The sequence below is a fragment of the Szabonella alba genome, assembly GCF_016765775.1.
GTDB classification, from domain to species: Bacteria; Pseudomonadota; Alphaproteobacteria; order Rhodobacterales; family Rhodobacteraceae; genus Szabonella; species Szabonella alba.
The window spans coordinates 65200-90780 of sequence record NZ_JAESVN010000011.1 but is presented as its reverse complement, the minus strand read 5'-3'; the positions used below and the strand labels follow the sequence as shown (position 1 = coordinate 90780).

Here is a 25581-nt window from a genome sequence, read left to right as displayed (position 1 = left end):
CACCGAAGGCTGGTGGATGACCGGGCAGACCATTCTCGTCAATGGCGGCTACACCACCAAGTAACGTCCGACACTTAGGATCTGTGCCCATAGCGGCCCGGCCCGGTCCTGAAAAGGGGCCGGGTCACCCACCCATGCAGTCGACAGGACTGCATGGGCTGGATCTGCCACATGGCGACCATGAATATCCGCGCAGCAGGTAAAGCTTTGAAGTGAGCGGACATTTAACAATGTCAGAAGTAAGCAATTCGTGATTGCTCGTTGAAAGGGAAGATCTTCTTCAATTTTAGTCAGATAAAATCTGTCCGGAATGAGTCCGGTAATCCGCTTGCGCTAGACTGGTCCACAGAGGTCAACCGGTCCCGGATGCTTGTCGCGACCTGTCTCGCATGAGCCTGTGCGCCCTTTCGAAATGACGAGGAATAAACAGCAATGATCACAATGTCCGATCCAACGCGAAAGAATGACGTTCTGCAGGGAATAAAAAGAGTCGTCGAAAGCTATCCAACCATTGCCGCCGCTTCTGATGCCTTGGGCATCAACCGGCAGCAGTTGAACAAATATCTCAATGGGACATCGATGCCGTCGCTGCGTGTATTGCGCCGCATTTCACAGGTTACAGGATTGCCGATTGACGCTCTGTATCAGGAAAATGTCCAAGATAGGATGCTGCCCGACAAGTCTTCTTTGGGAAGCGATTCTCCCGCAATCCTGCCGCAAACCGGCCTCGTCAGATCAGCGGAGAATTTGAAAATCCAACAAATGACGACTCTTCAAGGCAGATACATCATGTATCAGCTCTCTCCATTGTACCCCGGCTTTGTGACATGTGAATTGCTTCGCATCATGGTGGTAAACAGGGCGATCCATGCAGCATCGATGAAGCTTGCAGTCGGCGAAGCATCCTGTGTTGAAAAAATATTCGCCAGATTCAATGTGAGTTTTGCCAAGGGTCGTCTGGTGCTGATCGAAATAGGGGGCGCAACCGAAGAAGAGGTGAAATCTGTCATGATGTTCTATGCCGGTCCGAATAATGATCCCAAACTTCTGACCGGTGAGAAGCTTGGCGTGGCAGATATTGGGGCACGGCCGATTTATAATACAAGAACAGTTTTGAAAAGAATATCGGGTTCTCCCGATATTTCTCGCGGTCTTGTCAGCATTGGTGATCTCGCTGCAGACATTTCCAGCAATCTGGCGCTGGACACATCGGCATCAGCGTCTACAACAGCGCATTGAGGGAAAGCCAAGTAGAATGAGTCAGCGAGAGCATATCAACTTTCCTGTTAACCTGAGAAGGGCCCTTTCCGGACAGGACAGCCTGACGGGTTTCTCGGGAAAGATCGGTATATCCCGTCAACAGCTGGCGAGATATTTGTCAGGCGCCCAGATGCCCACGTTTGATGTGCTCAAGCGAATTTCAATGCTCGTCGGGGTCTCCTCAGAGGATCTGCTTTCGGATCCTTCAGCTTTTGAAGCCGTGCTCTCATCCGAGGCTTCGGGTGATGGCCATGTGCCTCAGCATTGGATGGATCTGGGTCGGGAATTGGCGAGACTTGGCTGCTTTGATCTCGATCTTGCCGAGTTGCAAGGTGTTTACGAGGTGTTCTGTCTTGGTGAGGCGGAGGAAACAGAGCTTTTTCGTGGTGTCGCGCTCATTTCAAAAATCGGGCAGATTGGCATTCTCAGATGTGTAAAAACTCGGGGCGCGGGCTCACTTCTGCAGCAGTCGAATAACAGATTGGCGCGCCGTGGCGTTCTTCTGATGTCACCAGGAGGGGTATTCTTCGCGGGGTTTCATAATCTTGACGGTGTCGGCCAGCGTTTTGGGTTGCTTGAGCTGAATGCACCGGCGGATACACCAACCAGAGACATGACCGGATTTCTGATCACGCGAAAGCTGCAGAGGATGACCCCTCTTGATACCATGAGGGTGTATTTTCGTCGCCTGCGCGATCCCGGCTCGGCTATGCGGCTGAGTCGGAAAATTGGCAGGATTGATCCGGATACGATTGAACCGGAGGTCATGGCAATCCTTACCAACCATAACTTCTGATCGTCGCGACAGGGCATATTGCGCTGCAGATTTGTCACAGGGCTGATGTCCCGACCCACGGAATTGCACCGTATGTCGGTGTACTGAATCAAATACAGACACGCCTTTCCTGAAACGATCATCTGATCCCGTAGTAATTCCCGGATGCGTTTGTTATCAGAATGGCGATTGCTGGAGCCTCGCAAAGGCGTCCAGTTTTCGCTGACTGATCTGGACTGCGCGTTATCGAAGGCGCGGCTGCCAACCGCGCCTTTGGTGTCATAGAATGGGACAGGGCGCAGTATTACAGCCGATCATGATTTCTGGGTCACGGGACCAATCGCATGCCAGGATATTGCGGCACGGGCGATATGGGTATCCGCCCAGGTGCTGAACTCGATCTTGAATCCGGTCGTGGTAATGTCATGTGCCGCAAGCCAGAACCGCAAATTCTGATCATGGGCACTGTCAATCGCGGCAAGGCCGATGGTGACAACCGGAGGGGATGCGAAGGGGCTTAGGAAAGCCACATTCATGGCAACCTTCCGGTCTCCCTCCCCCGTCCACATTGGCAGTTGTTCATCGACATGGTTGAACAGCGTATCAATGGCGCTAATAACTTGCAGGCCACCGACCGTCAAACATTGCTGCGACGGCGGTGGTTCCTCCAGCTTTTGCACTTTCTGGGGCGCTTGAGCCATATTTACTCGTCGTCCTGACAGTTAGAGCACAAGAAAGGCATCGGTTACGGGCTTTCCGCTGTGACCGGCGCGGATTTGTGACGCAGTTTGCAGGTAATCACCTCGCCATCATCAAGCATTTTCCGTTTCTGAAAAACGAGATTTCCAGCGGGCAAGGCGCGAATGGTCTTTCCGGCCTTGATGGCCTCACCAATCTCAAGCAGGACCACATCCATGATCGCGCTTGCGATCTGACCATTGATGCCCGGCGCACCGGCCTTGACCAGGTCGAACAGGTCACTTTTCTTCAGTACCGTTTTGCTTTCAGCAACTTTGGGCGCCTTCACCTTGGTCGTCTTCTTATTTCCGGTGGCCTTCTTGGCTGCGGGCTGGTTCGACGCTGTTTTCTTCACATTCATGATTTTTCTACATTCTGGATTGATCTATGCCTGAGTTTTACCTCAGACGGTAGGTTGTGGATGGTGGTGATCTGTCAGGCTTTGCAGGTTTCCCTGCTTCAGGATTTGACATGCTTCCGGATCAGAAAGACGCCAATCTAAATTCACTTCTGCCTGCGCCGGTTCACAGCAGTTCATGCGTTCTGATATTGCACCTTTCTGGGTTCATTCAGTGGAGGTCTTGCGCTGATGCAGGTCCGGGGCGAAAGCCTTCGGACAAGGGATGCCGGTTTCTGTCACCACCAGTTTCTTGCTGTTCCTTGCATGGCGCGCGGCCAGTTCCCGGCCGTCCCGCCCCGTCACCCATGGTGGATGCTCCGATGTCAAACACAGAAAATCTCCCTGGTCCGCTACCAAACGCTCCGGCTTGGGCATTTCCCAATGTCGTGAACAGAAGCATTTGGTGATCAACGTAAGCCAAGTCTTGGGGCTCCAATTCAGGGGTTTGCCGCCGGCAGCTCTGGCCGCTTAGTGTCGTCAATCGACCTGGGGCCATGTTTCATGGAAGTCATGCGATTAATTCACGTGCAAGCGTTCAGTCATATCGTTGCTTCAGACTTGTGCTGCCTGGAATTGCATCAATTTTCAGATCAAGTTTACAAATGATGGGGACATGGATGGATTTACCTAGTTTTGAAGAAATTCAGGAAGCTCTCCGTGACTTTATCTTGGCCCCAGTCCTGGAACCCCTGCGTAGCCTGACCTTTGCCTGTGGTTACGACGAACTGCCGGGCCAAAGAAGTTCTCTGGTTGTTGCGGTCGGCGCACTTGATAGCGAATGGGTTGGGCGCGCAATCACCGGAGCATCGAAATGAAACGATTTTTTCCGGCTTCCGGCATAGCGATTCCTGCTCGCGGCGCCCGGCAGTTCTGTGCGCCAGGCCCCCGCCGCCCCAATCGGCGCGGCCTTCCCTGGCTTGTCCGAAGCCCAGGGCAACGACAGGCTTGCCGTTAAGGCAGGTGAAGGCAAAGATGGCGCGCCTGTAGGCAAGGCTCTCCCGCTTATCGCGTGTGTCGGGGTCAGGCAGCGCAGCCTTAAATGCCTTCGCTATTTAATTCAGAGTCGCAACTCATAGCGAATTTGCAGCTCTGACCTGCTCTGTTATCGAATATTGGTTGGGCAGTGTTGGTTGTGTGCGCAGATGTTTTTAAGGGGTGCGGCTGCTCATTGCAAAGGGTTCTTTTCCCTGCCTTGCGTAATTCGCTTTTGCTGCGAGCCGTACATGGTGCTGTGTTTCTCTGTTAACAAACCGGTGCATTTTTGGTTGAGAAATATTGTATTCAAAACATCAGAAATCTCCGGTTTGTTGGCAGTTCTGATTTTCATCCGATCCGGGCATTCGGTCCTGTGCCGTATCCAGGCGCCGGGTGCAGGCAAACGGCCGTTTTCGCCGTTGGCCTGTTCGTGAAGCGGCGCGTCAATTCCGGGGCCTGGTTGGTCCGCGCATTTCGGGGGGGGGGCGAAATGATTGCCAAGGGCATGTCGGTCCGGGTCCGCCGAAGCGGAACAACAGTTCCGGTTGAGCGGCTGATGATCGGCGATCTGGTCTATGATCCGGTTGCCGACAATTATATCGAACTTATTGATATTCTGAGCCGTCAGTCCACGCGGCTGGGCCATGGGTTGGTGCGGCTGCCGGCCGGGCGGTTCGGCCCGGGTCTGCCGCAGCAGGATCTTCTGCTCAGCCCCAAGCAACCGGTCGGTTACCCCGATCGGTCTCCCGCCTCGGCTCCAACCCGGTTGGAGTTCAAGGCAGCATGCCGACTGGGCGAAGAGTATCGGGATTCCGCGCTGCTCTTCGCCCTTTTTTCGGAACGCCCGGGCTGCATTTCGGTCGGCGGGCTGGTGCTTCAGGTCTTTGATACGCGCAGTCTGAATCAGCCGGTCGGTTCCACGAGAAGCGATGGCATCGTCGCGCCCGCCCATGCCGGGTCGATGGATCCGTCCGGCCCGACACGCAGGAGGACGGAATGAGCAGTGTTGTTCATCGCATACCGGCCGGGCGGCCCGAGGGCGGGCATATCGACAGGTCCGGCTCCTCGTTGATGCTGGGCTGTGTCCTTCTGGCGGTGGTGGCCGGGTGGGTCTCTGCGCTTTTGGTGTTCATCGGGGGGTTCGGTCTGCTTTCCGCGGCTTTGGCATTCCCGGCTGCCGGTTGTCTTGCGCTTTTGCTGGCCGCTGTCGTGGCCCGCCGCAAACCAGAGGATATCAGCATGCCACCCGACCAAAAAACCGATCAGTGAAAGGTATGAGTATGAATTCAATGATGACTTCCGTTCCGCATCCGGCCCGGCTTGCCCTTTTGGGCGTGCTTTTGCTTTCGGCCTGTGCGCCGCGCGATCTGGAATCCCCCCCGGTCACCGTCGCGACGGCGCAGGGCCCCGTTCTGTGCCAGCTTTACACGGAGGGCATTGTCTATTGGGACCGCTCGATCGACCGCCCCGACAGCATGTCGGCGGCGCAGGCCGATGCCATCTGCCTCGAAGAAGGCCAGAGACTGGCGGCTCGAACGTCGGGCTGACCCTGCAGCGAATGCGCGCTGACTCCGGTCTTTGCGGTCTGTGAACTGCTTCGGGAGTGTTGCCTTGGATATGGTGTGGTGGAATGAGCTGACGGGAGTTTTCCGTCGTCCCTTTGGAAAACTGGCCTTCCGGGGATCGGGCCAGATTAAGATGGCGTCAGGACAGCAGGCGACCTCGCTGCGATCCATCTGGCTGTCGTCAAGGCGGATTGGCGAGGCGGCGCAACAGGAATTGCCGGGTTTCGGCGATGATCTTGTGCTGATGGGGCGCGGCACGTTCGGCGAAGTCAGGACCGAGGATCGTGACGGCAACACGGTCCGGATGGAATTCCTGCTGCCCATCCGGTTCAAGGCGGCGTTCGAAAATGCACCGCGGCTGGTTGTCCTGCTGGATCAGGGGGCAGGGCAGGCCGTCTGTAAGGCAAGTCTCGATTATCGCGCCCTGACGCCAGACGGGTTTTCGCTGGCGCTTTTGCCGCGCGGAATCAAGGGCCATGGCGATGCACGTTTTTACTGGCTGGCCGTGGGCGCCCGATGTCAGACATCGCGCAGCGGCAGGTCGATCTTGTCCCGCAGCGCGCCTGCTTCGCCGCGTGATACCCCTTCTTTGGGGGGTTCAACGATGACGGATAAGGGAACGATGTCGCCGGATCATCCGAACGCGCAGGCCGCGCCGGGTTCACCGCCGGAGTCGCCATGGCCGCAATCCGGCGCGGCCGGTCGGAAATGGTGGCTGGATGCGATCACCGATACCGGGTTGCCGACCCTGCAATTCAGGCAATTGCGACGAGGCGGCCGGATGCGTCTTTTCCGCTGTGACAACCCTGCTTTGCAGCACTGACGCTGGCGGGTCAGCCTTTTGTGTCGGATCGGACATGGCACATGCAGCCTGTGCCGGAGCGCAGCCTTGCCCGGATCATCCTTTGCGGACAGATGCGCCGCCGGGCGGGATTACCCGGCCCGGAAACTGGCATTCGCGGCAAAGCCTGTGCCGTTCAGGATGGCGGGCGCCAATGCGGGTTCATAGGCGAGCAGTGCCATTCCTTGCGGATCCGTCTGACCATCCGGACCGGTCTCTTTCGCGGCTTCACCGGGCTGCACGAAACGGGCATCCCTTGGTTTCAGCAAAAGCTGGATCGGCTGCACCTGCGCATCGTGCAAGGTGCTGATAAGCGTATCAAAGGGGAAGGCCCCGGTCGCAGATCTGGCAAGCCGGGGCAGCGGCAAGGGCAGCACTGCACGACCTGCAAAGACCTTCAGACGATCCGATCCCGGCACGTCATCGGCTGGCGCAAGCCCCGGCCCTGTCACGACCGGCATCGAAAGCGCCTCGTCCCAAGGCAGTTCGGCCAGGGCGCACAGGGGCATGTCTCCGATGCGCTCAGACACTTTGCGCAGGGTGAAGGACGCATAGGGCACAATTCTGTCCGCTGTGGTCAGCGCGATGGTCGGGTCGATCAGCAGCGCCTGATCGCCCCGGCATTGCAGGGCGGCGGCCCGAACAACACCGTCCCAGCCCTCCTCGTCGGTGACCGGATGGAACAGGAAATCCATCCGCAAACGCCCGTTCACCGCCGCGGATTTATGGCTGCGGATTGACCGCCACAGATGCCGGGCAATCATCTGTGCGGGCGCATGGCCTTCGGGCGCAACCAGCAGGATCCGGTTCGCCCTTGCCTGCACCGCCTCGCGCACGGCCCAGTCAATCAGGGTCTGCCCGTCATAGCGCGTCAGTTCCGGCACCTCATTTCCCGTAGGTGCACCGGGTTTGCCGATCGGCAGGATGACATCAATCGTCTTCATTTCAGGGGCCCGGCAACAAGGGAGATGGCAGAACGCGATCTGCAATGAGAACTGAAGACCGGTCGCATTGACCGCAGGGTTCCGGGTTGTGATTTCATGCCCTGTTTGACGAAGTGAGGACGGATACCAATCATGACAGTCCTACCGTTATGCACATCCAGCTTCGGGCCGCGCCCGCTGTCGCGACACGGTCACCCGCCTTACAAGCGGCCCCAAGGGCCCAGCGAGGTGCCAGAAGCCAGATTTAGAAAGGGGGAATAAACACCCGACGGAATGATCCTGCCCCAAACTTCTGGGATTCGAAATTCGCTATCAGGCGCAGGTTTTGCCTTTTCCGCGAAGCGGTCCGACCGCCATCAGCCGCAATCGCATCGAAGTGCGGGCCGGGTCCGGATCCCGCAAGGCTGAAGGATCGCGCGGCTGCTGGTTGCCAAGGATCGCGCGCAGGCGGCGGGTCAGGCGCTGGCGGCGCGCCGCGCCTTGCGGCAGCGGTCTGAACAATGGCGGACCTGTTGCCAGTCGCGCGCCCATTTGCGCCGCCATGTGAAGGGCAGGCCACAGGTGGCGCAGATCTTGCGCGGCAATTCGGCGGGTTTGCGCATCTTCGGCACGGGATCAGCCCTTGGGCCGCAGCCGCGACCGCCCGCCATCGACGCCGATCACCTGCCCGGTGATCCAGTCCGCCTGTTCCGACAAAAGGAAAGCGGCCAGCGCCGCGCTGTCGGTGGCCCGGCCAAGGCGCGGCAGCGGATGCAGTTGCGCGATGGCCCCGGCCACCTTGTCATTCGCGGTCAGACCGGCGGCCAGCGGCGTATCGGTCAGCGAAGGTGCCACGGCATTCACCCGCACATGTGGCGACAGTTCGGCGGCAAGCGCCCGGGTCAGCCCCTCGACCGCGCCCTTGGCCATCGAGACCGAGGCATGGGCCCCAAAGCCCTGCGTCACCGCGACCGAGGAGAAGAGCACAACCGAGGATGTCCGATCCGCCGCGCCTGCCTTCAGTGCGGGCAGGGCGGCCTGCACGGCCAGCGCCGCGCCTTCGGCATTCAGGCGGAAATCGCGATGGAAATCCTCGGGCGTCAGACGGGGCAAGGGGCGCAGGGTGATGCTGCCCACGGCATAGACCAGCCCAACCAATGCAGACCCTGCCGCCGCCGAGACCTTGGCAAAGCTGTCCGGGTCCAGCACATCGGCGGCGGTGTGGCTGGCGCCCAGTTCCTCGGCCAGCGCCGCCAGCCGTGTGGCATCGCGCCCGGTCAGATGCAGCGGCACCCCGGCGGCCTGCAAACCCCGCGCGATGGCCCCACCGATCCCGCCCGTCGCGCCCCAGATCAGAACCTTGCCCATGATGCCCCCGGAATGTTTGCGTTCGGTCTTTTACGCCCGGGATGCGGGATCGGTTCACATTGTGCCGCAGGTCACAGCATCCCCTTCAGCGACGTCAGCCGGTCAGCCTCGGCCGCGGGCTTGTCCCAGCGGATGCGGGCGATCCGCGGAAAGCGCATCGCGATGCCCGACCGGTGGCGGGGGGAGGGGTTCAGCCCTTCAAACGCCACTTCGACCACCAGTTTCGGGGCAAGCTGGCGCACCGGTCCGAACCGCTGCACGGTATTTTTCCGCACGAAACGGTCAAGCTCGCGCAGTTCCTCATCGGTGAAGCCGAAATAGGCCTTGCCGACGGGAACCAGATCCGCGCCGTCCCATAGCCCGAAGGTGAAATCACTGTAAAAGCCCGAGCGTTTGCCATGGCCCGACTGGGCGTAAAGCAGCACCGCATCGACCAGCATCGGGTCCTGTTTCCATTTGAACCATGGCCCGCGCGGACGACCGGCCAGATAGGGCGCATCGCGCCGCTTGATCATCACTCCCTCGATCTGGGGCACCGGCGGGGCGGCGCGCAGCTGCGCAAGCGCGTTCCAGTCGTCAAAGGGCAGCAGCGGTGACAGGTCGATGCGCGGGCTGTCGATCCCTGCGGCCTCAAGCCGGGCGCGGCGCTGCGCCAGCGGCAGGGGGCGCAGATCCTCGCCTTGCCATGTCAGGATATCATAAAGCCGCAGCGCCGCCGGATGGCTGCGCAGCAGGACGCGGCTGACCTGCTTGCGCCCCAGCCGTTTCTGCAGATCGCTGAACGGTGCGATTTCATCACCGCGCCGGACCAGCAATTCGCCATCCACCGCGCCGTCGAAGGTCATGGCCTCGATGATGTCGGGAAAGGCGGCACCAATCTCTTCTCCGGTGCGGGAATACAGCTTGCGGATGCCCTGTTCGGATACGGCCTGCACCCGGATTCCGTCCCATTTCCATTCGGCGATGAAATCGCGCGGGTCCAGCGGTGCAAGTTCGGCAGGCGTGACGGGCGTGGACAGCATGACAGGGCGAAAAGGGGCGGGCGCGGGGTCGGGCCGGGGCCCGCCGTCAAGCCAGTCGAACAGCGGCTGGAAGGGTGGGGAAAGCCCGTGCCAGATCTCTTCGATCTCCTCGACGCGGCGTTGCGTTCCCATGGCCAGCGCGCTGCGGGTCAGCCGCGCCGAAACGCCGACGCGCAGATTGCCGGTCGCAAGCTTCAGCAGCGCCAGCCGCTCGGGCGGCGACAGCCGGTCCAGCAGATCGGCAATCACGCCGGACAGGGCCAGCTTTCCGGTCCCGTTCAGCAGGTTCACGGCCTGCGCGACCGAAACCCCGGCCCCCGTTTCGGCCTGCGATCCCGTCGCGGCACCGGCCGGCCAGATCAGCGCGATGGTTTCGGCCAGATCGCCGACAAAATCATAGGACAGGCGGAACAGCTGTTCATCCACCCGATCCGACGCCAGCCGTTTGAGCACCGAGGCGCTGACCTGCCGCAGATCCAGCGTGCCGGTCAGGGCCGCCAGCGCGTAACCCCGGTCAGGGTCGGGCGTGGTCCCGAAATAATGCGACAGGATCGTAAGCTTGGAATTGCGGCCGGGGGTGAAGGCCAGACGCTCCAGCAGGCGGGCAAAGGCTTTCATTCCGGCTCATCCTCATAACCGATCAGCCGCAAGGGGCGGGCGGCGAAGCCCTCGATCTCGCACCAGCGCAGCAGCCCGTCCTCGGCACCATGGGTGATCCAGACCTCTGTCGGCGCCAGTTCGCGGATCGTGGCGGTCAGTTGCGGCCAGTCGACATGATCGGAAATCACCAGCGGCAGTTCGATCCCGCGCTGCCGGGCGCGGGCGCGCACCGTCATCCAGCCCGAAGCATAGCACAGCACCGGATCGCGGAACCGCTGCACCCAGGGGGAGGCAAAGGCCGAAGGCGGGGCCAGCACAAGCTGTGCCGTGTCATGATCCGCCGGGTTTGGTTTGGTGGCGGGCTCCGTCGCGGCGACCAGCGGGCCAAGGTCGATGCCCTGTTCGGCGTGATAGTCGCAGAGGCGTTTCAGCGCGCCATGAATGGCGATGGGGGCCGCGTGCCCCGCCGCGCGGGCCAGCGCGATCACCCGCTGCGCCTTGCCAAGCGCATAGGCCCCCACCAGATGCGGCCGGTCGGGAAATTCGGCCATGCTGGCAATCAGCCGCCGCGCCTCGGCCATGGGATCGGGATGGCGGAAGATCGGCAGCCCAAAGGTCGCCTCGGTAATCAGGATATCGCAGGGCACGGGTTCCCAGGGCGCGCAGACCGGGTTCGGCACGCGGCAGTAATCGCCCGAAATCAGGATGCGCGGACCCTTGTCCGGCACGATCAGGATCTGCGCCGATCCCAGCACATGGCCCGCCGGGTGGAAACTGACGGTCGTCTGACCGATCCGTATCGGCCCGTCGGCGATCTGGCGGCTGGCGGTGAACTCCTCCCCATAGCGGATTGCCATGATCTCAAGCGTCTGGCGCGTGGCCAGCACCGCGCCATGGCCGGGGCGGGCATGGTCGGCATGGCCATGGGTCACTAAGGCACGCGCCACCGGGCGCAAGGGGTCGATGTAAAAATCGCCCGGGGCACAATAAAGCCCGGCCTCGGTCGGATAGACGATCTCATCCGCGCGCATTGTCATGCCGGTCCCTGCGAGTCAGTCCCTGCGTTTCCGCTTGTCGCAGCATAACGGTCCCGACCGGCGCAGGGCAGGGCCTTCGGCGACCTGCGGCGGCGCTTCGCGCAGGCGGTGTTTCAGGGGTCAGGCCCGCCCCTGTCGAAGGCCCCACCCCTTTCCAAGGCAAGGCTTTCGCGGCCGAATGTCAGGCCGAAGCGGTCCAATAGGCCGCGACAGTGGTCTGGCCCTGTCCTTTCGCGTCCTCCTTCAGGCTGGCGCGGATGGTCTGGGCATCCGATTTCTCACCGCCGAAGACCACCCCGACACCGGGCGAAACGCCACGCATCCGGCCAACTGTTTCGACAAAGGCGCGGCGCAGCGGCAGATCCCGCCCCCGGCGCAGCCAGTGCAGGTTGATCCCGGGCGGCGCGCGCAAGGCTTGCCTGTCGGCCATGTCGCCCAGTTCGATGACCACTTCCCCGGTGACCGAGGCGGGCAGCGTTTCAAGGATCCGGGCCAGCACCGGCAGCGCGGTTTCATCGCCCCCAAGGCAAAGCGACGCGCCGTCGGGCAGCCAGCCGCCGCCGGGACCGGTCAGGCCCACCACATCGCCCGGTCGGGCATCGCGCGCCCAAGCGCAGGTGGGCCCCTTGCCATGCAGGAAGATATCCACCTCCAGCCAGCCCGCAGCCGCGTCAATCGCGCGGATCGTATAGACCGGCATATGAAGCTGTCCTGCCCCGGGCCAGACCGTCCGGCCATTGGCGGCAAGGCGGGGCCATTGCGGCTGCGCCGGATCGCGGGGTTGCAACAGCCGCAGATGCAGCCCGGTGCGGGCCATGAAGTCCAGCGCATCGGCGGCCAGTCTGATGCGCTGAAAACCGGGGCTGATGCGGTCGCTGCGCAGCACGCGGGCCTGCCGAAAGTTTGGCGGCGGCTGACCCTCGGACGGGCCTTCCTGCCATGACAAACCCGCCGCCAGACCTTCCGACGCGACCTCAAGCAGATAGCCAAGCGTATCGCGCAGGTTCTGCAATCCCTCGTCATTCTGCGCGGACAATCGCACCCCGGCGCGTCCCGCATGCCAGTGCAGCCGGATCTCACCGGCCTCCATCACGGCGGTCAGGACATGATCCGGCGTGACATGCAGCTTGCAGAATTCCGAAAGATTGCGCGCAAACCCTTCAATCTCGGCCCAGCCGACGGGGGAAAGGGTGCCCTGTGCGGTGGATGCAAAGCCCATTCAGCCCGCCAGTCTTGTGTAAAGCCCGCCCTGCGACAACAGGGCCGCGTGATCGCCGGTTTCCCGCACTTCGCCATCAGCCATGACCACAATGCGGTCGGCATTGCGGATCGTGCCCAGCCGATGCGCGATCACCAGCGTCGTGCGCCCTTCTGACAGGGCCTCAAGCGCCATCTGGATCTCGCGCTCGGTCTCGCTGTCCAGCGCCGAGGTTGCCTCATCCAGAATCAGGATCGGCGGGTTTTTCAGAAAGGCGCGGGCGATGGCGACGCGCTGTTTCTGCCCGCCTGACAGCATCACACCGCGTTCCCCGCACATCGTGTCCAGCCCTTCGGGCAGGCTGCGGATCAGCGGGCCCAGCTGGGCGCGGTCGGCAGCTTCAAGGATTTCGGCATCGCTGGCGCCAAGACGGCCATAACCGATATTTTCGCGCAGCGAGGTGCCGAACAGGAAAACGTCCTGACTGACAATGCCGATCTGGCTGCGCAGCGAGTCCAGCGTCATCTCGGCCAGTGGCAGACCATCAATGCTGATCTGCCCGGAACTGGGCGTGTAAAAGCGCGGCACCAGCGCCAGAAGCGTTGATTTCCCCGCCCCGGATGGGCCGACAAAGGCCACGGTTTCCCCGGGGGTCACCTGCAGGGTGATATGGCGCAGCACCGGGCGGCTGGCATCATAAGCAAAGCTGACATCGTCAAACCGGATCGCGCCGCGCAGGGCCGGGGCGGGGCGCGCGTCCGGCGCATCGGCAATCTCGGGTTCGGTCGACATAAGTTCCTGATAGCGGCGGAACCCGGCAATGCCGCGCGGATAGGTCTCGATCACTGCGGCGATCTTTTCCAGCGGGCGGAAGAAGACCGCGACCAGCAGCAGAAAGCCAACAAAGGCCCCGGTCGTCAGTGAGCCGTCCAGAACGAAACCCGCCCCGATCACCATGACCGCGACCTGAACGAAACGCAGGCCCATGTAATGGATCGCGGTGGATTTCGCCATGATCCGGTAGGCATCCAGCTTGGTGGCGCGATAGGCGCGATTGTCCTGTTCGAAAAGCCTTGCCTCATGCGCCTCATTGGCAAAGGCCTGCACGACGCGGATGCCGCCGACCGCCTCTTCCAGACGGACATTGAACCGCCCGACACGGGCATAGATTTCCTGCCATGTCCGGGTCATGCGGCCGCCATAGACCACGACAAGCCAGATGGTGACCGGCACGATCAGGACGGTCGCGGTTGCCAGAACCGGATGCAACCACAGCATCAGGGCAAAGGCGCCCGCAAAGGTCATGATCGCGATGAACAGATCCTCGGGGCCGTGATGGGCCACCTCGCCGATCTCTTCCAGATCCCGGGTGACGCGCGCCACCAGCTTGCCGGTACGGGCATGGTCGAACCAGCGCCATGACAGGCGGGTCAGATGGCCGAAGGCGCGGGCGCGCATCTCGGTCTCGATCTCGATGCCCAGCATATGGCCCCAATAGATGACCACGATCATCAGCAGCGTGTTCAGCGCATAGATCGCCAGAAGCCCAAGCGCTGCGGCGATGGTCAGCGACCAGTCGCCCATCGGCAGCAGATGGTCGATGAAACCGGTGATCGCCAGCGGAAAGGACAGCTCCAGCAGGCCCGAGGCCACTGCTGATCCGAAATCCAGCCAGAACAGGCGTTTATGCGGTTTGTAATAGGTAAGGAACTGACGCAGCATGGGTCTGGATCCTGAGGCTATATCCGGGGCATCGGACTTGGTCATTCGGGCAGGGCATAGGCATGGCCGCCCCGCCCGGCGACATGCATCGGCAGGCCATAGACGCGGGACAGTGCCCCGGGGGTCATCAGTTCGGTCATCGGCCCCTCCAGCAGCAGGCGCCCGCCCTCAAGCGCCACCACCCTGTCGCAAAACCGCGCGGCCATGTTCACATCATGCAGCACGATCACGGCGGAAAGCCCGGTCTCGTGGCACATCTGCCGCAGCAGGGCCAGAACCTCGACCTGATGCGCGACATCCAGCGCCGAGGTCGGTTCATCCAGCAGCAGCGTTGCGGCCCCCTGCGCCAGCATCATCGCGATCCAGCCGCGCTGCCGTTCACCGCCCGACAGGCTGTCGACCAGCCGGTCGGCCATCGCTTCCACACCGCAGCGCGCCATGGCCCGGGCGACGGCATCGTGATCTTCAGGGCGGAACCGCCCCAGCGCACCACGCCAGGGATAGCGGCCAAGCGCGACCAGTTCGGCCAGTTTCATGCCCTCGGCGGGCGGCGGCACCTGCGGCAGATAGGCGATTTGCCGCGCCCTGTCGCGGGCGGGATAGTCCGCCAGATCACGGCCCAGATGGCAGATGCGGCCCGCGCTGGGCCGGGTCTGACCTGCGATCAGTTTCAGCAGCGTTGACTTGCCCGATCCGTTGCGCCCGACCAGTGCGGTCACGGCCCCTGCGGCAATCGTCAGTGACAGCCCGTCGATCAGGCGGCGGCCGGGCACATCGAAGGCCACATTCTGCAGGAAAAACAGCGTCATGCTGGGGACTTTCGCATCAGGGTCAGAAACAGCCACGGGGCGCCGATCAGCGTGGCGACAAGCCCCAAGGGCAGATCATAGGGAAAGGACGCGGTGCGCGCACCAAAGGCGGCCAGCACCATCAGCAGCGCCCCGATCAGCCAACTGCCCGCAACAAAGGGCACGGCCCGTGCAAGGCCAAGCGCGCGGGCAAGATGCGGCGCCATCAGCCCGACAAAGCTGACCGGGCCGACCAGCAGCGTTGCGGCCCCGGTGGCAAGACCCGCCGTCAGGATCAGTCCCAGCCGCAGGGACGTCATCGGCAGTCCAAGCGCGCGGCCGACCGCAGGGCCAAGCGGCAGGATCTCAAGCCAGCGTGAGGCCGCGACAAGGGTCGCCAGCAGGGCCAGCGCCAGTGCCGCAAGGGCTGCGGCCCCTTCGGGGGTAACCTGCGCGGCGCTGCCGGCCAGCCAGCCCAGGATCTGCCAGGCCCGGCGGTCATCCGAGGCCATGATCGCCCCCAGAACCGCCGTTGCCAGCGCGCCGATGGCAAGCCCCGCCAACAACAGCCGCGCGGGGGCCAGATCGGCGCGCAGCGCATGGCGCGACAGTGCGGCCAGCGCCAGCGCCCCGCCTGCCGCTGTGCCAAGCGCAAGGGCCAGGGCCGTGGGCTGGGGTAGAGTGAACACGGCCACCGCATAGCCAAGCGCCGCCCCCCCGGTGACGCCCAGAACCTCGGGTGCGGCCATCGGATTGGCCGTCAGCCGCTGCAACAGCGCCCCCGACCCGGCGAGAAGCGCCCCGGCAGACAGGGCCGCAACAATCGCGGTGGCCCGCAGCGGCAGGAATTCGGCCTGCAATGCGGGCGCGATGAAGCCCCAGCCCTCAGGGCCGCGCCCGCCGAACAGGGTCAGCACCGAACAGGTCATCAGCAGCAGCGCAAGACAGACCAGAACCCGGCCCGGCCCCGCGCTGCGGTGGACCTCCCGCGCGCCGCTTTCGGTGGCTTGCGGCACCTGGGCTGCCATGCGCGGCAGCAGCCACAGCAGCAGCGGCCCGCCGATCAGCCCGGTCAGCGCCCCGGTCGGCAATACCGGCCCGCCCGCCGCCGCCAGCGCCAAAAGCGTGCCATCGGCCAGAGACAGCACCAGCGCCCCGGTCAGCGCCGAGATCAGCAGCCGGGTGCGGATCGTCCTTGCCCCAAGCGCCCGGGCCATGGCTGGGGCGGCCAGACCGACAAATCCCACCATGCCCAGCTCGGCCGAGACCAACGCCGAAAGCCAGACCGCCAGCAGGATCGTGCCCAGCCGCAGCGGCGCCAGCCGCAGGCCAAGGCCCTGCGCGCCCTCCGATCCCAGCGACAGCACCATCAAGGGCCGCGCCAGCAGCGCCGCCAGCGCCAGCGCGGGCACAAGCGCCAACGCCAGGCGATGGACGCCGCCCCAGTCCTGCTGGGTCAGCGCGCCGCCGTTCCAGATCACCAGCGACAGCAGATAATGCCCCTGCGACAGGGTCAGCGTCGTGGCTATGGCGGCGGTCAGCATCCCGGCCAGCATGCCCGCCAGCGTGACCGTGACCGGCGCAAAGCCGCGCCGTGCGCCAAGTGCCAGAACCGGCAGTGTCACCGCCGCCGCCCCGGCCAGCGCGACCGGCAGCGCGCCTTCGGCCAGCAGGCCGGGGGCAAAGATCGTCGCGGCGACCAGCGCCAGTTGCGCGCCCGAACTGGTGCCCAGCGTCGTCGGATCGGCCAGCGGATTGCGCAGCACCGCCTGCATCAGCGCCCCCGCAAGCCCAAGACAGGCCCCAGCCAGCAGCGCGACCACGCCGCGCGGCATCAGCCCATGCGTCAGCAGGATCTGCGGCACGGTCAAAGCCTCGGGATGCCAGGGCAGGGCGGGCCATTGCGCGAGGGGCAGCGCCGCAAATGCGGCAAGGGCCCAAAGCGACAGCGCCGCAATCGCGGCAAGGATCAGCCAGCGTGTCATGCCGCGCGCCTCAGCGCTGCCGTCAGCGCCCCGGCAAAGCGCAGCGCCGAGGGCAGGCCGCCAAAGGCGTTGAATTCGGGCAGGTGGTGGACATCGCCCCGCCGCACGGGCGCTAGATGGGTCCACAAGGCGCCGGTCTGCAAGGACCGTGCGGCCTGCGGCGGCACTGCGCCGATGATGACAAACCGCGCGTCCGGGAAAGCGGCAAGCCGTTCCATCGGCACCGGCGCGTTGAAGGCAAAACGGGTGTCCCCGGTCCAGGCATTTGTCAGGCCCAGTTCCTGCAAGGCCCCGCCGAACAGGCTGTCACCGCCGAAAACGCGGATATGGCGCGCATCTCCGATTTCGATCAGCAGGCAGGGCCTGTCGGGTGTCAGCCTTGCCCGCAAATCCGTGAAACGATCCCCTGCGGCCTGCAGCACCGGCACGGCTGCCTCGGGCCGTCCGAGGGCGCGCGCCAGATCGGAAACCAAAGTCACCAGCTTGGGCAAAGGCGGTTCCCGGGGGACATAAAGCGCCTGCGACAGCACCGGGGCGATGCGCGACAATTGCGGTTCGGCAAAGCTGTAATAGCTGGAGGACAGAATCAGATCCGGCCCTGACAGGCTGAGCGCTTCCAGATTGGGGGCGCCGCGCAGGCCAAGATCGGCGGTCGCGGCAGGGGGCCGGGCCGGGGCCACACGGCGAAAGGCGATCAGTTCCGCAATCGCCTCTGGCGGATGACCAAGGGCCATGGCGGTTTCGGCCATGGCCCAGTCGATGGCCGCGATCCGGGGCAGAACCGCCCCGGGGGCGGGGCGCGCCCGACCCAGTACCGCAGCGGCTGCGGCACCAAGAAGGACGCGCCGGGTTACCATTTATAGGTCAGGTTCGCCTGAAGATTGCGTCCATCGCCGAAATAGCTGGAACTGAAGCCGACGGCCGAGATGTAATCCTCATCCGTCACATTGTTCAGGTTCACCCGAAACGCCACGCCATTGTCCCATTCATAGCTTGCACCCAGATCCAGCAGGGTCACGGCCTCAAGTTTCTGGGTATTGGCATCCGAGGCCCAGCGGCTGCCAAGATGCCGCAGACCGCCGCCCAGTATCAGCCCGGCAAAGCGGCCCTGCTGGATTTCATGGTTCAGCCACAGGCTGGCGGCATGGCGCGGCGTATTGGCGAGTTCATTGCCGTTATTGTCACCGGTGATTTTGGTTGAGGAATAGGTATAGGCGCCCTTGACCGACCAGCCATTGTCCAGACGCGCCACGCCTTCCAGTTCCAGCCCGCGGATATTGGCCTTGCCGATCTGGCGCGTGCCCGAAACCGGGGCGCCGCCGATGATCTCGGTCACGCCCGTGTTGCGGTCATTCTCGGACAGATCGTAAAGCGCGGCGGTGAACAGACCGTCAAAGCTGACGGGTTCATATTTCACGCCCAGTTCCCATTGCTCGCCGGTGGTGGGGCGCAGCGGATTGCCGTCGAAATCCACGCCCGGTTGCGGCAGAAAGGATGTGGCATAGGCCAGATAGGCATGCACACCGCGATCCCAGACATAGCCCAGCGACAGATGGCCGGTCGTTTGTTCATCGCTGCGGTCAAAGCTGACGGTTTCGAAGGTCGTGACATTCTGGCCGCTCTGATTGGTCCAGTCATGACGCAGCCCGACGGTTGCGCGCCAGTTGCCCCAGCGCATTTCATCCAGCGCATAAAGCCCGTATTGTTCGGCATCGACGGTCTTGTCGGCCTCATAGGTCGTGGCGCCCACGACAATGCCGCCATAGGCCGGGGCCAGATAGTCAATGGAATTCACACCCGCGAAACCGGTATAGGCGGTTTCCTTGAATTTCTGCGCATCCACCCCGAAGGTCAGCTTGTGTTGCAACGCGCCGGTCGCAACCTCGCCCGAGAGACGCAGATCAAAGGCGATGGCGTCGAAATCCTCACGCTGGTCGATGCGGCCCCGGTCCGCGACCGATCCGGTATTCCCGGCAATATAGATATTGTCGTAATTCCAGTCGAAACCGGTATGGCGGAAGGTGCCGTTCAGCTTCCACCCCGCGCCGAAATCATGGGTGATGCCGAAGGACAGCGTTGTCATCTTGCGGTCGCTGGTGTTGAAACTGTCATCGCCGAAGTCGAAATCGCTGAGATCCGAGGGATCGTAAACACCGACAAAGCCGTTCGGCACCCCGGTGGGCGAGATGGGCGCATCGTCATGATGGCTGGCCATGAATTCCAGTTCGGTCGTCTCGGACAGCGCATAGCTGGCCGAAAGCCCCAGATAGGCGCGTTCATTGTCGATATCGCGGATATCGGTGCGGCTGTTGCCGGTCTTGCCGGTGATGCGATAGGCGAAGCGGTCATCGACAACGCGGTTGGCATCGCCGTAAGCCGACCATGACCCGTTGCTGTCCAGACCAAAGCCCAGTTCGGTGAAATCGGCATCGGCCTGCGCGCGTTTCTGCACCATGTTGACCAGACCCGCCGGTGTGCCCGCCCCATAGAGGATCGAGGCCGGGCCGCGCAGCACCTCGACGCGCTCAATTCCATAAAGCTCGAACCCCGGCGCGCTGGTCGGATATTGGGTGGACCGCATCAGCCGCAGCCCGTCCAGAAACTTGTCATTCTCAAGGTTGAAGCCGCGCAGAAACAGGCTGTCGAAACGCGGATCGCCGCCGTAATTCTCGGCGATGATCCCGGCAGAATAGGTCAGTGCCTCGGCCAGATTGGTCGATCCCTGCGCCGCGATCTGCACGCTGGGCACCACCGAGACCGAGGCCGGCGTTTCAAGGATCGGCGTGCCGGTCTTGGTCGTGGCCGAGGCCCGGGCTACCGGCCCGTCCAGCACTCCGGTCGGGTTTTCGGTCCCGTCCAGCGTGATTGCGCCAAGGAAGGTCAGGCGCTCCCCCATGTCCTGCGCCAGAGCCCCCGAGGCAAGCATGGCGGTCAGGCTGGCACCCAGCAGCAGGGCGGTTCTGGTCAGAAATGGCATGGTCATGTCCCGTCGTGAAATTTCTGAGTGTTTAACTCTAGATTTCGCAGCCCGTCTTGAACCTGTCTGCGGCGATTTGTTCAATCCGACGGGATTCCGGTCATCGCGATCCGGGTTCTGCGCCATGCCGAGGGCGGCATGCCATGGGTGGCGCGGAAACTGCGCGACAGATGCGCCTGATCGGCAAAGCCGGTTGCCTGTGCGATCTCGGCAAGTGGCAAGACCGAATTTTCCATCAGCGTGCAGGCTGCCAGCAGCCGCTGCCGGGCCTGCCAGCGATGCGGGGTTTCGCCGGTTTCCATTCGGAAGCAATGCGAGAACCAGCTTTCCGAAAGCCGCGCGGCGCGGGCCAGTTCCGCCACCGGGACAGGGCGGGACAGATTGGCGCGGAAGTGCCGTTCCACCGCCGTCATCTGCCAGGGTGCCAGCCCGCCCGAGCCGCAGGAACAACCGTCATCCGCGTCGCAAGGACCCGGTTCCGCAAAGAATTCCGCCAGTGTCGCGTCGATCAGGCTGTCCAGCAACATCGCGCCCCGGCGGGGCCGGACCACCTCGGCTGCGGCCAGACGCCCCAGTGCAACCAACTGCGGCGTGGTCTCCAACAGCCGGGGCTGCGTCAGATCGGCCCTGACCCCCGTAGCAGAAAGACGCCGCTGCAGGGCAGATGCCTCAAGATGCAGGTCGATATGGTTCAGCGTGCCACTGCGTTCCATCCGGCTCCAGAGCGGAACCCCGGCCGGAATATAGGAGGCCTGCACGGCCTTGTGCGCGGGGGCGGTTTCCGACAGGCGCAGCGAAAGCGGCGGCGGCGCATCATCCAGAAAGATCACGATGCGCGGATCGGGCGCGATGTAATGCCCGCCGCCCCCCTGATCGCCGTGGACCGACCAGACATCGGCCACCGCCCCGGAAATCTGCCGGAAGGTCAGCGGCGCAAGCGCGCGCAACGCATGGATGCGCGATTCCATTCGGGGCCGAAAATCGGCGATGGCCGTCATTTCAGGCAACCTTTCCAAAGGTTTTCGGTCCGGTGGCCTGTCGTTTCGGTGGGGGCGGACTCGGGATGGGTGTCAATCTTACAATTTCAGTAAGGATTTGCAACCAGATCGCAACGGGTGCATGTCCCCGCTGCGTCTGCCGGTCCGATAGGGTCTGCAGGGTGGTTGGTCCCGGCCCGCCCTATTCTTCGGGGCGCACCGGAACGGGCCTGCCCTCGGCATCCAGCGCGACGAAGGTGAAATTTGCCTCGGTCACCATCTCACTGCGGCTGCTGGCCCTTGGACGGCGCCAGGCATCAACATGGATCGTCATCGAGGTGCGGCCCTGCCGGACCAGCGTTGCATAAAGCGATACCTCATCCCCGACCTTGACCGGACGGTGAAAGATCATCGCATCCACCGCGATGGTCGCGCTGCGCCTGCCCGAGGTCAGCGCGGCGACGCTGCCTGCGGCAAGGTCCATCTGGCTCATCAGCCAGCCGCCGAAAATGTCGCCTGACGGGTTGGTGTCTGCGGGCATCGCGATGGTGCGGATCGTCGGGCTGTGCTGGGGTGGCTGTTCCTGTCGGTCCATCTGAATCCCTGTTCTCGCCTTGGGTGACCGTGTTACCGGTTTTCCACCCTGTCCGCCATCCGTGCGCCATGGCCCCGAAGAAACGCGGTTATGGCGACATCGAGCTTTTCGATGTTCACCGAATGGCCGCCCGGCAGATTGACAGTGCCCATCCTGCCCGACCCTGCGATCCCCGCCCTAAAGATAAAGGTGCCGCACCATGTCATTGCCCAGGAGTTCCGCGCTGGTGCCGCTGATCGCGATCTGGCCCCGGACCAGAAGATAGCCGCGATCAACGATGGACAGCGCGGCCTCGGCATTCTGTTCGATCAGCAGCACGGTCTTGCCCTCATCCCGGATGCGGCCGACGATTTCGAAATACTCGTCGATCAGTTTGGGCGACAGCCCCAGCGAAGGCTCATCCATGACCACCAGTCCGGGATCGGCGATCAGGGCCCGGGCCAGCGCAACCATCGCCTGTTCGCCGCCGGACATGGTGCCCGCCCCCTGATTGAGACGCTCCTTGATCCGGGGAAAGAGCGTGGCCATTGCCTCCAGCCGTTCCCCGAAATCCAGATCCTTGCGCGCGGCGTCAAATCCCAGCCGCAGGTTTTCACGCACCGTCAGCGTGGGAAACAGACGCCGCCCCTCGGGCACGAAGCCGACACCAAGGGCGGCCAGCCGTTCCGTGCCGATCCTGGCGACATCCTCTCCCATCATGCGGACGATGCCGCCCGTGGGGCGCAGCAGGCCGCAGATCGCCTTGAAGGTTGTGCTTTTTCCGGCACCATTGGGGCCAAGGAGGCAGACCATTTCCCCGCGTGAGACCGTCATCGAGACCGAGCGCAGCATCGGCACGGACCCGTAGGCCGAGGAAAGATTATCCAGTTCAAGCATTTGCGGCCCTCTGTCCAAGATAGGCTTCCTGCACGCGCGGCATCACACGGATATCCGCATAATCGCCTTCCGCGATCTTTGATCCGTAATCAATGACCGTCACCCGGTCTGGCAGCGTGGCGACCAGCCGCATGTCATGTTCGATGATGAGGAAGGACAGGCCCGGCTTTTCGGCCATGACGCGGCGCACATCCCCGATCAGCGCATCGGTATCGCGGTCATCCATCCCCGATGACGGTTCATCCAGCATGATGACCTTGGGTTCCGAGGCCAGCGCGCGGGCAATCTCAAGCCTGCGGCGGTCGGCCTGTGGCAGCGCGCCTGCCAGCGTGTTGCGCCGCGCGTGAAGCGCCGGGGAGAGCCCGTGCAGGATGGCCTCGGCCCGTTCTGCCGCCGCGTCCAGTTCTGCCCGCGCCCGGCCCGGACGCAACAGCGCATCCAGAACGCCCGACCGGGTGCGCGTATGCATCCCGATCAGAACATTGTCGAGCAATGTCAGATCGTTGAACAGGCGGCTTGACTGGAAGGTGCGCGCAATGCCAATGGCGGCGATGCGATGGACGGGTTTGCCGGTGATGTCCTGCCCGTCAAACAGGACCTGACCGCGTGTCGGGCGGTAGATGCCCGAAATCAGGTTGAACAGAGTTGATTTCCCGGCCCCGTTCGGCCCGATGATGCACATGACCTCGGACCGTGCAAGACGCAGATCCACGCCATTGACCGCGACAAGCCCCCCGAAACTGATCGTCAGGTCCCGCGTCTCAAGGATCGGCGCGGCGGTGTCGGATGCCGTGACCATCTTATTTCCCCCCGTAATGGCGCGCGCGCTGCTGGAACAGACCCTGCGGGCGCAGCACAAGGAACAGGATGACGACGACACTGACAAACAGCAGGCGGTAATCGGAAAAGATCCGCAGCTTTTCGGGCAGCAGCGTCAGCAGGAATGCCCCCAGAATGACCCCCAGCGTATTGTCCATGCCGCCCACGATCACCATCGTCATGATCGTGACCGAGACGATGAAGGTGAAGTTGTCGGGTGAGATATAGCTGACATAGAAGGCATAGACCGTGCCTGCAAAGGCCGCAAGAAAGGCATCCACCCCGAAGGCCAGCATCTTGTACCAGACGACATTGATCCCCTGACAGCGGGCGGCCAGTTCATCCGCGCGCAGCGCGTTCCAGGCAAGCCCCACGCGGCTGTCATGCAGACGTCTGGCCGACAGGATCGACAGGGCCACAAGCGCCGCCGAAAGGTAGTAGAAATTCGCCTGACTGGGCAGCCTGTGGCCGAACACTTCAAGCGGGCGGGCAAAGGAATGGCCGAACAGGATTGGCGCGGGGATCCCGACCAGCCCGTTCGGCCCGCCCGTCCATGAGAAGTTGTTCAGCAACTGGTGGATGACGATTCCGAAGGCGATGGTGACAAGGGCCAGATAGCTTTCCTTCGTGCGCATCGAGGGAAAGCCCAGCAGGAAGCCGAACACGGTTGCGACCAGTGCGGCGACCGGCAGGGCCAGCCAGAAGGAAATGCCGAAATGGATTGCCAGCAGCGCCGAGGTATAGGCCCCGATCCCATAGGACGCACCGGTTGCAAAGTTCGGGATATTTGCGCTGCCAAGCTGGAAGTTCAGCGCAAGCGCCAGCACCGCATAAAGCTGCGCGATGATCAGAAGATGCAGCGCATAGCTCGACCCGTTCAGAAAGAACGGATAAGCCAGCACGATGATCCCGCCCAGCAGCAGCGCGGCAAGGCGCGCCTCGCCAAAGGCCGCGACAATGGCATCCTCGATCGCGGGCCGGATCTGAAGCAGCGCGAAACCTGCCCCCATCAGCGCCAGAAGGGCGACGATCACCGCCGTGTCATCGCTCAGCAGGAACAGCCGCAGCAACACCGCCGCCGCCAGTTCGACCGCGATCACGGTGGCAAGGCTGCGCAGTGGCGAGGGCCGCGCGCTGGCCCGGAGTTCTTCGGTTGCTGACATGGCTCAGACCTTCTCGAAAACCGGCTTGCCAAGCATGCCGGAGGGTTTGAGGACAAGCACGCAGATCACCAGCAGGAAAATGAACACCATCCGGTAGGACGCGCCATCCGGCACCGTGACCTGCACCAGCGTGTCGATCCCCGCGATCAGCAGGCTGCCGATGATGGCGCCATGCATGGATCCCAGCCCACCGATCACGGCGGCGGAAAAGCCGATCAGGCCAAGCTGGATGCCGAAATCGAACCGTACCACCCCGGCATGGCTGGCAAAGAACAGCCCGCCGATGGCCCCGACGGCCGAGGCGAGGAAGAAGGTCACGGCAAAGATCCGGTTGGGGTTGATCGCCATCAGCCGCGCAATGTCGCGATCTTCGGCAACCGCGCGGATGCGCAGGCCGATGGGGGTGCGGTGCATGATCCAGAACAACAGCGTCACCATCAGCACCGAGACCAGGACGACAAGAACCGAGAAGGCCGAGATCTGAACCCCGCCGATCTGCACAGAATCCCGGATCAGTGCGGGAAAGGGTTTGGGGTTCGATCCCTGCGGATAGAACATGCGGATCAGTTCGCGCACCACGCTGCCCAATGCCACGGTGGCGACCAGCGCCATCATGGCCGGCGCGCCGCGAAACCGCCGGATCACCAGCCAGTCCAGCAGGATGCCCAGCAGTCCCGTCACCACAATCGCCACGCCAAGCGCCACGACCAGCGCCCATCCCGCCCCCGCAGGAAGCACCCCGGCAAACAGGATCTGGATCACCGCCAGCGCCACGAAAGGCGCCACGATGGACACATCGCCATGGGAAAAGTGAATGACGTTAAGCACGCCGAACAGAAGGCTGAACCCAAGCGCCACAAGGGCGTAGATACTTCCAAGCACCATCCAGTTCACAAGATGCTGTGCCAGCAGGCTGTCCATCGCATTCTCCCCGGTTCTGCGCCGCTGTCCGGCTGCGGCCTGCCCTCCGGCATAGT

General features: G+C 63.1%; 25 protein-coding genes. 6 read left to right on the top strand and 19 right to left on the bottom strand.

Translation table 11 applies throughout. The features are described from left to right. The first annotated feature begins 441 nt into the window (after nt 1-441). The gene (locus JL811_RS17610) at nt 442-1239 is read left to right on the top strand and encodes a helix-turn-helix domain-containing protein (protein ID WP_202690018.1); all 798 of its coding nucleotides are present in this window, start codon (nt 442-444) and stop codon (nt 1237-1239) included. A 16-nt stretch (nt 1240-1255) separates the two neighbouring features. Next, on the top strand, nt 1256-2056 hold the full coding sequence (locus JL811_RS17605) for a helix-turn-helix domain-containing protein (protein ID WP_202690017.1): 801 nt from the start codon (nt 1256-1258) through the stop codon (nt 2054-2056). A gap of 293 nt (nt 2057-2349) precedes the next feature. Here JL811_RS17605 and JL811_RS17600 read toward each other — a convergent pair whose 3' ends face one another. Together JL811_RS17600 and JL811_RS17595 are read right to left on the bottom strand one after the other, a co-directional pair. After that, on the bottom strand, nt 2350-2736 hold the full coding sequence (locus JL811_RS17600; RefSeq protein ID WP_202690016.1) for an H-type lectin domain-containing protein: 387 nt from the start codon (nt 2734-2736) through the stop codon (nt 2350-2352). Between the two features lie 44 nt (nt 2737-2780). Further along, nucleotides 2781-3134, bottom strand: coding sequence for a hypothetical protein (locus JL811_RS17595; RefSeq protein ID WP_202690015.1), 354 nt, complete (start codon nt 3132-3134; stop codon nt 2781-2783). 1570 nt (nt 3135-4704) lie between these two features. Here JL811_RS17595 and JL811_RS17590 point away from each other — a divergent pair. From JL811_RS17590 to JL811_RS17575, 4 genes are all read left to right on the top strand, one after another. Next, a complete protein-coding gene (locus JL811_RS17590; RefSeq protein ID WP_202690014.1) occupies nt 4705-5148 on the top strand; it encodes a hypothetical protein in 444 nt (147 codons plus the stop codon). Beyond that, entirely contained in the window at nt 5145-5417 is a 273-nt protein-coding gene (locus JL811_RS17585) for a hypothetical protein (protein WP_202690013.1), read from the top strand. The genes JL811_RS17590 and JL811_RS17585 overlap by 4 nt, the downstream gene beginning before the upstream one ends. Before the next feature lie 20 nt (nt 5418-5437). Further along, complete coding sequence (locus JL811_RS17580; RefSeq protein ID WP_237685041.1) at nt 5438-5695, top strand: hypothetical protein; 258 nt, start codon at nt 5438-5440, stop codon at nt 5693-5695. Between the two features lie 64 nt (nt 5696-5759). After that, entirely contained in the window at nt 5760-6536 is a 777-nt protein-coding gene (locus JL811_RS17575; protein ID WP_202690012.1) for a hypothetical protein, read from the top strand. Nucleotides 6537-6646: 110 nt separating this feature from the next. Here the strand turns inward: JL811_RS17575 and JL811_RS17570 are convergent, their stop codons facing one another. The 17 genes from JL811_RS17570 to JL811_RS17490 all read right to left on the bottom strand — a co-directional run bounded on the left by JL811_RS17570 (nt 6647) and on the right by JL811_RS17490 (nt 25525). Next, complete coding sequence (locus JL811_RS17570) at nt 6647-7498, bottom strand: hypothetical protein (RefSeq protein ID WP_202690011.1); 852 nt, start codon at nt 7496-7498, stop codon at nt 6647-6649. A gap of 455 nt (nt 7499-7953) precedes the next feature. Continuing rightward, nucleotides 7954-8100, bottom strand: a complete 147-nt coding sequence (locus tag JL811_RS17565; RefSeq protein ID WP_237685045.1) for a DUF2256 domain-containing protein — start codon at nt 8098-8100, stop codon at nt 7954-7956. Between the two features lie 13 nt (nt 8101-8113). Beyond that, entirely contained in the window at nt 8114-8845 is a 732-nt protein-coding gene (locus tag JL811_RS17560) for an SDR family NAD(P)-dependent oxidoreductase (protein WP_202690009.1), read from the bottom strand. Between the two features lie 71 nt (nt 8846-8916). Further along, a complete protein-coding gene (locus tag JL811_RS17555) occupies nt 8917-10485 on the bottom strand; it encodes a cisplatin damage response ATP-dependent DNA ligase (protein WP_202690008.1) in 1569 nt (522 codons plus the stop codon). Beyond that, complete coding sequence (locus JL811_RS17550) at nt 10482-11498, bottom strand: ligase-associated DNA damage response exonuclease (protein WP_202690025.1); 1017 nt, start codon at nt 11496-11498, stop codon at nt 10482-10484. Before JL811_RS17550 ends, JL811_RS17555 begins: the two co-directional genes overlap by 4 nt. Nucleotides 11499-11685: 187 nt before the next feature. Further along, nucleotides 11686-12723 carry a siderophore-interacting protein gene (locus JL811_RS17545; RefSeq protein WP_202690007.1) on the bottom strand — a complete coding sequence of 346 codons (1038 nt, stop codon included), beginning with the start codon at nt 12721-12723 and terminating at the stop codon, nt 11686-11688. Next, nucleotides 12724-14424 carry an ABC transporter ATP-binding protein gene (locus JL811_RS17540; protein WP_202690006.1) on the bottom strand — a complete coding sequence of 567 codons (1701 nt, stop codon included), beginning with the start codon at nt 14422-14424 and terminating at the stop codon, nt 12724-12726. Between the two features lie 41 nt (nt 14425-14465). Next, complete coding sequence (locus tag JL811_RS17535) at nt 14466-15233, bottom strand: ABC transporter ATP-binding protein (protein WP_202690005.1); 768 nt, start codon at nt 15231-15233, stop codon at nt 14466-14468. Next, nucleotides 15230-17197 (bottom strand): Fe(3+)-hydroxamate ABC transporter permease FhuB, encoded by a 1968-nt coding sequence (fhuB, locus tag JL811_RS17530; RefSeq protein ID WP_202690004.1) that lies wholly within the window; start codon nt 17195-17197, stop codon nt 15230-15232. Before fhuB ends, JL811_RS17535 begins: the two co-directional genes overlap by 4 nt. Further along, nucleotides 17194-18054, bottom strand: a complete 861-nt coding sequence (locus tag JL811_RS17525; protein WP_202690003.1) for an iron-siderophore ABC transporter substrate-binding protein — start codon at nt 18052-18054, stop codon at nt 17194-17196. Before JL811_RS17525 ends, fhuB begins: the two co-directional genes overlap by 4 nt. Then, entirely contained in the window at nt 18048-20180 is a 2133-nt protein-coding gene (locus tag JL811_RS17520) for a TonB-dependent receptor (protein ID WP_237685040.1), read from the bottom strand. Before JL811_RS17520 ends, JL811_RS17525 begins: the two co-directional genes overlap by 7 nt. 74 nt (nt 20181-20254) lie before the next feature. Next, entirely contained in the window at nt 20255-21172 is a 918-nt protein-coding gene (locus tag JL811_RS17515) for a helix-turn-helix domain-containing protein (protein ID WP_237685039.1), read from the bottom strand. Between the two features lie 181 nt (nt 21173-21353). Beyond that, nucleotides 21354-21746, bottom strand: a complete 393-nt coding sequence (locus JL811_RS17510) for an acyl-CoA thioesterase (protein ID WP_202690002.1) — start codon at nt 21744-21746, stop codon at nt 21354-21356. A 177-nt stretch (nt 21747-21923) separates the two neighbouring features. Next, on the bottom strand, nt 21924-22622 hold the full coding sequence (locus JL811_RS17505; RefSeq protein WP_202690001.1) for an ABC transporter ATP-binding protein: 699 nt from the start codon (nt 22620-22622) through the stop codon (nt 21924-21926). After that, nucleotides 22615-23421: an ABC transporter ATP-binding protein gene (locus JL811_RS17500; RefSeq protein ID WP_202690022.1), complete on the bottom strand. Its 807-nt coding sequence runs from the start codon at nt 23419-23421 to the stop codon at nt 22615-22617. Before JL811_RS17500 ends, JL811_RS17505 begins: the two co-directional genes overlap by 8 nt. Nucleotide 23422: 1 nt before the next feature. Beyond that, nucleotides 23423-24604 carry a branched-chain amino acid ABC transporter permease gene (locus tag JL811_RS17495; protein ID WP_202690000.1) on the bottom strand — a complete coding sequence of 394 codons (1182 nt, stop codon included), beginning with the start codon at nt 24602-24604 and terminating at the stop codon, nt 23423-23425. Between the two features lie 3 nt (nt 24605-24607). Then, on the bottom strand, nt 24608-25525 hold the full coding sequence (locus JL811_RS17490) for a branched-chain amino acid ABC transporter permease (protein ID WP_202689999.1): 918 nt from the start codon (nt 25523-25525) through the stop codon (nt 24608-24610). Between the last annotated feature and the right edge of the window lie 56 nt (nt 25526-25581).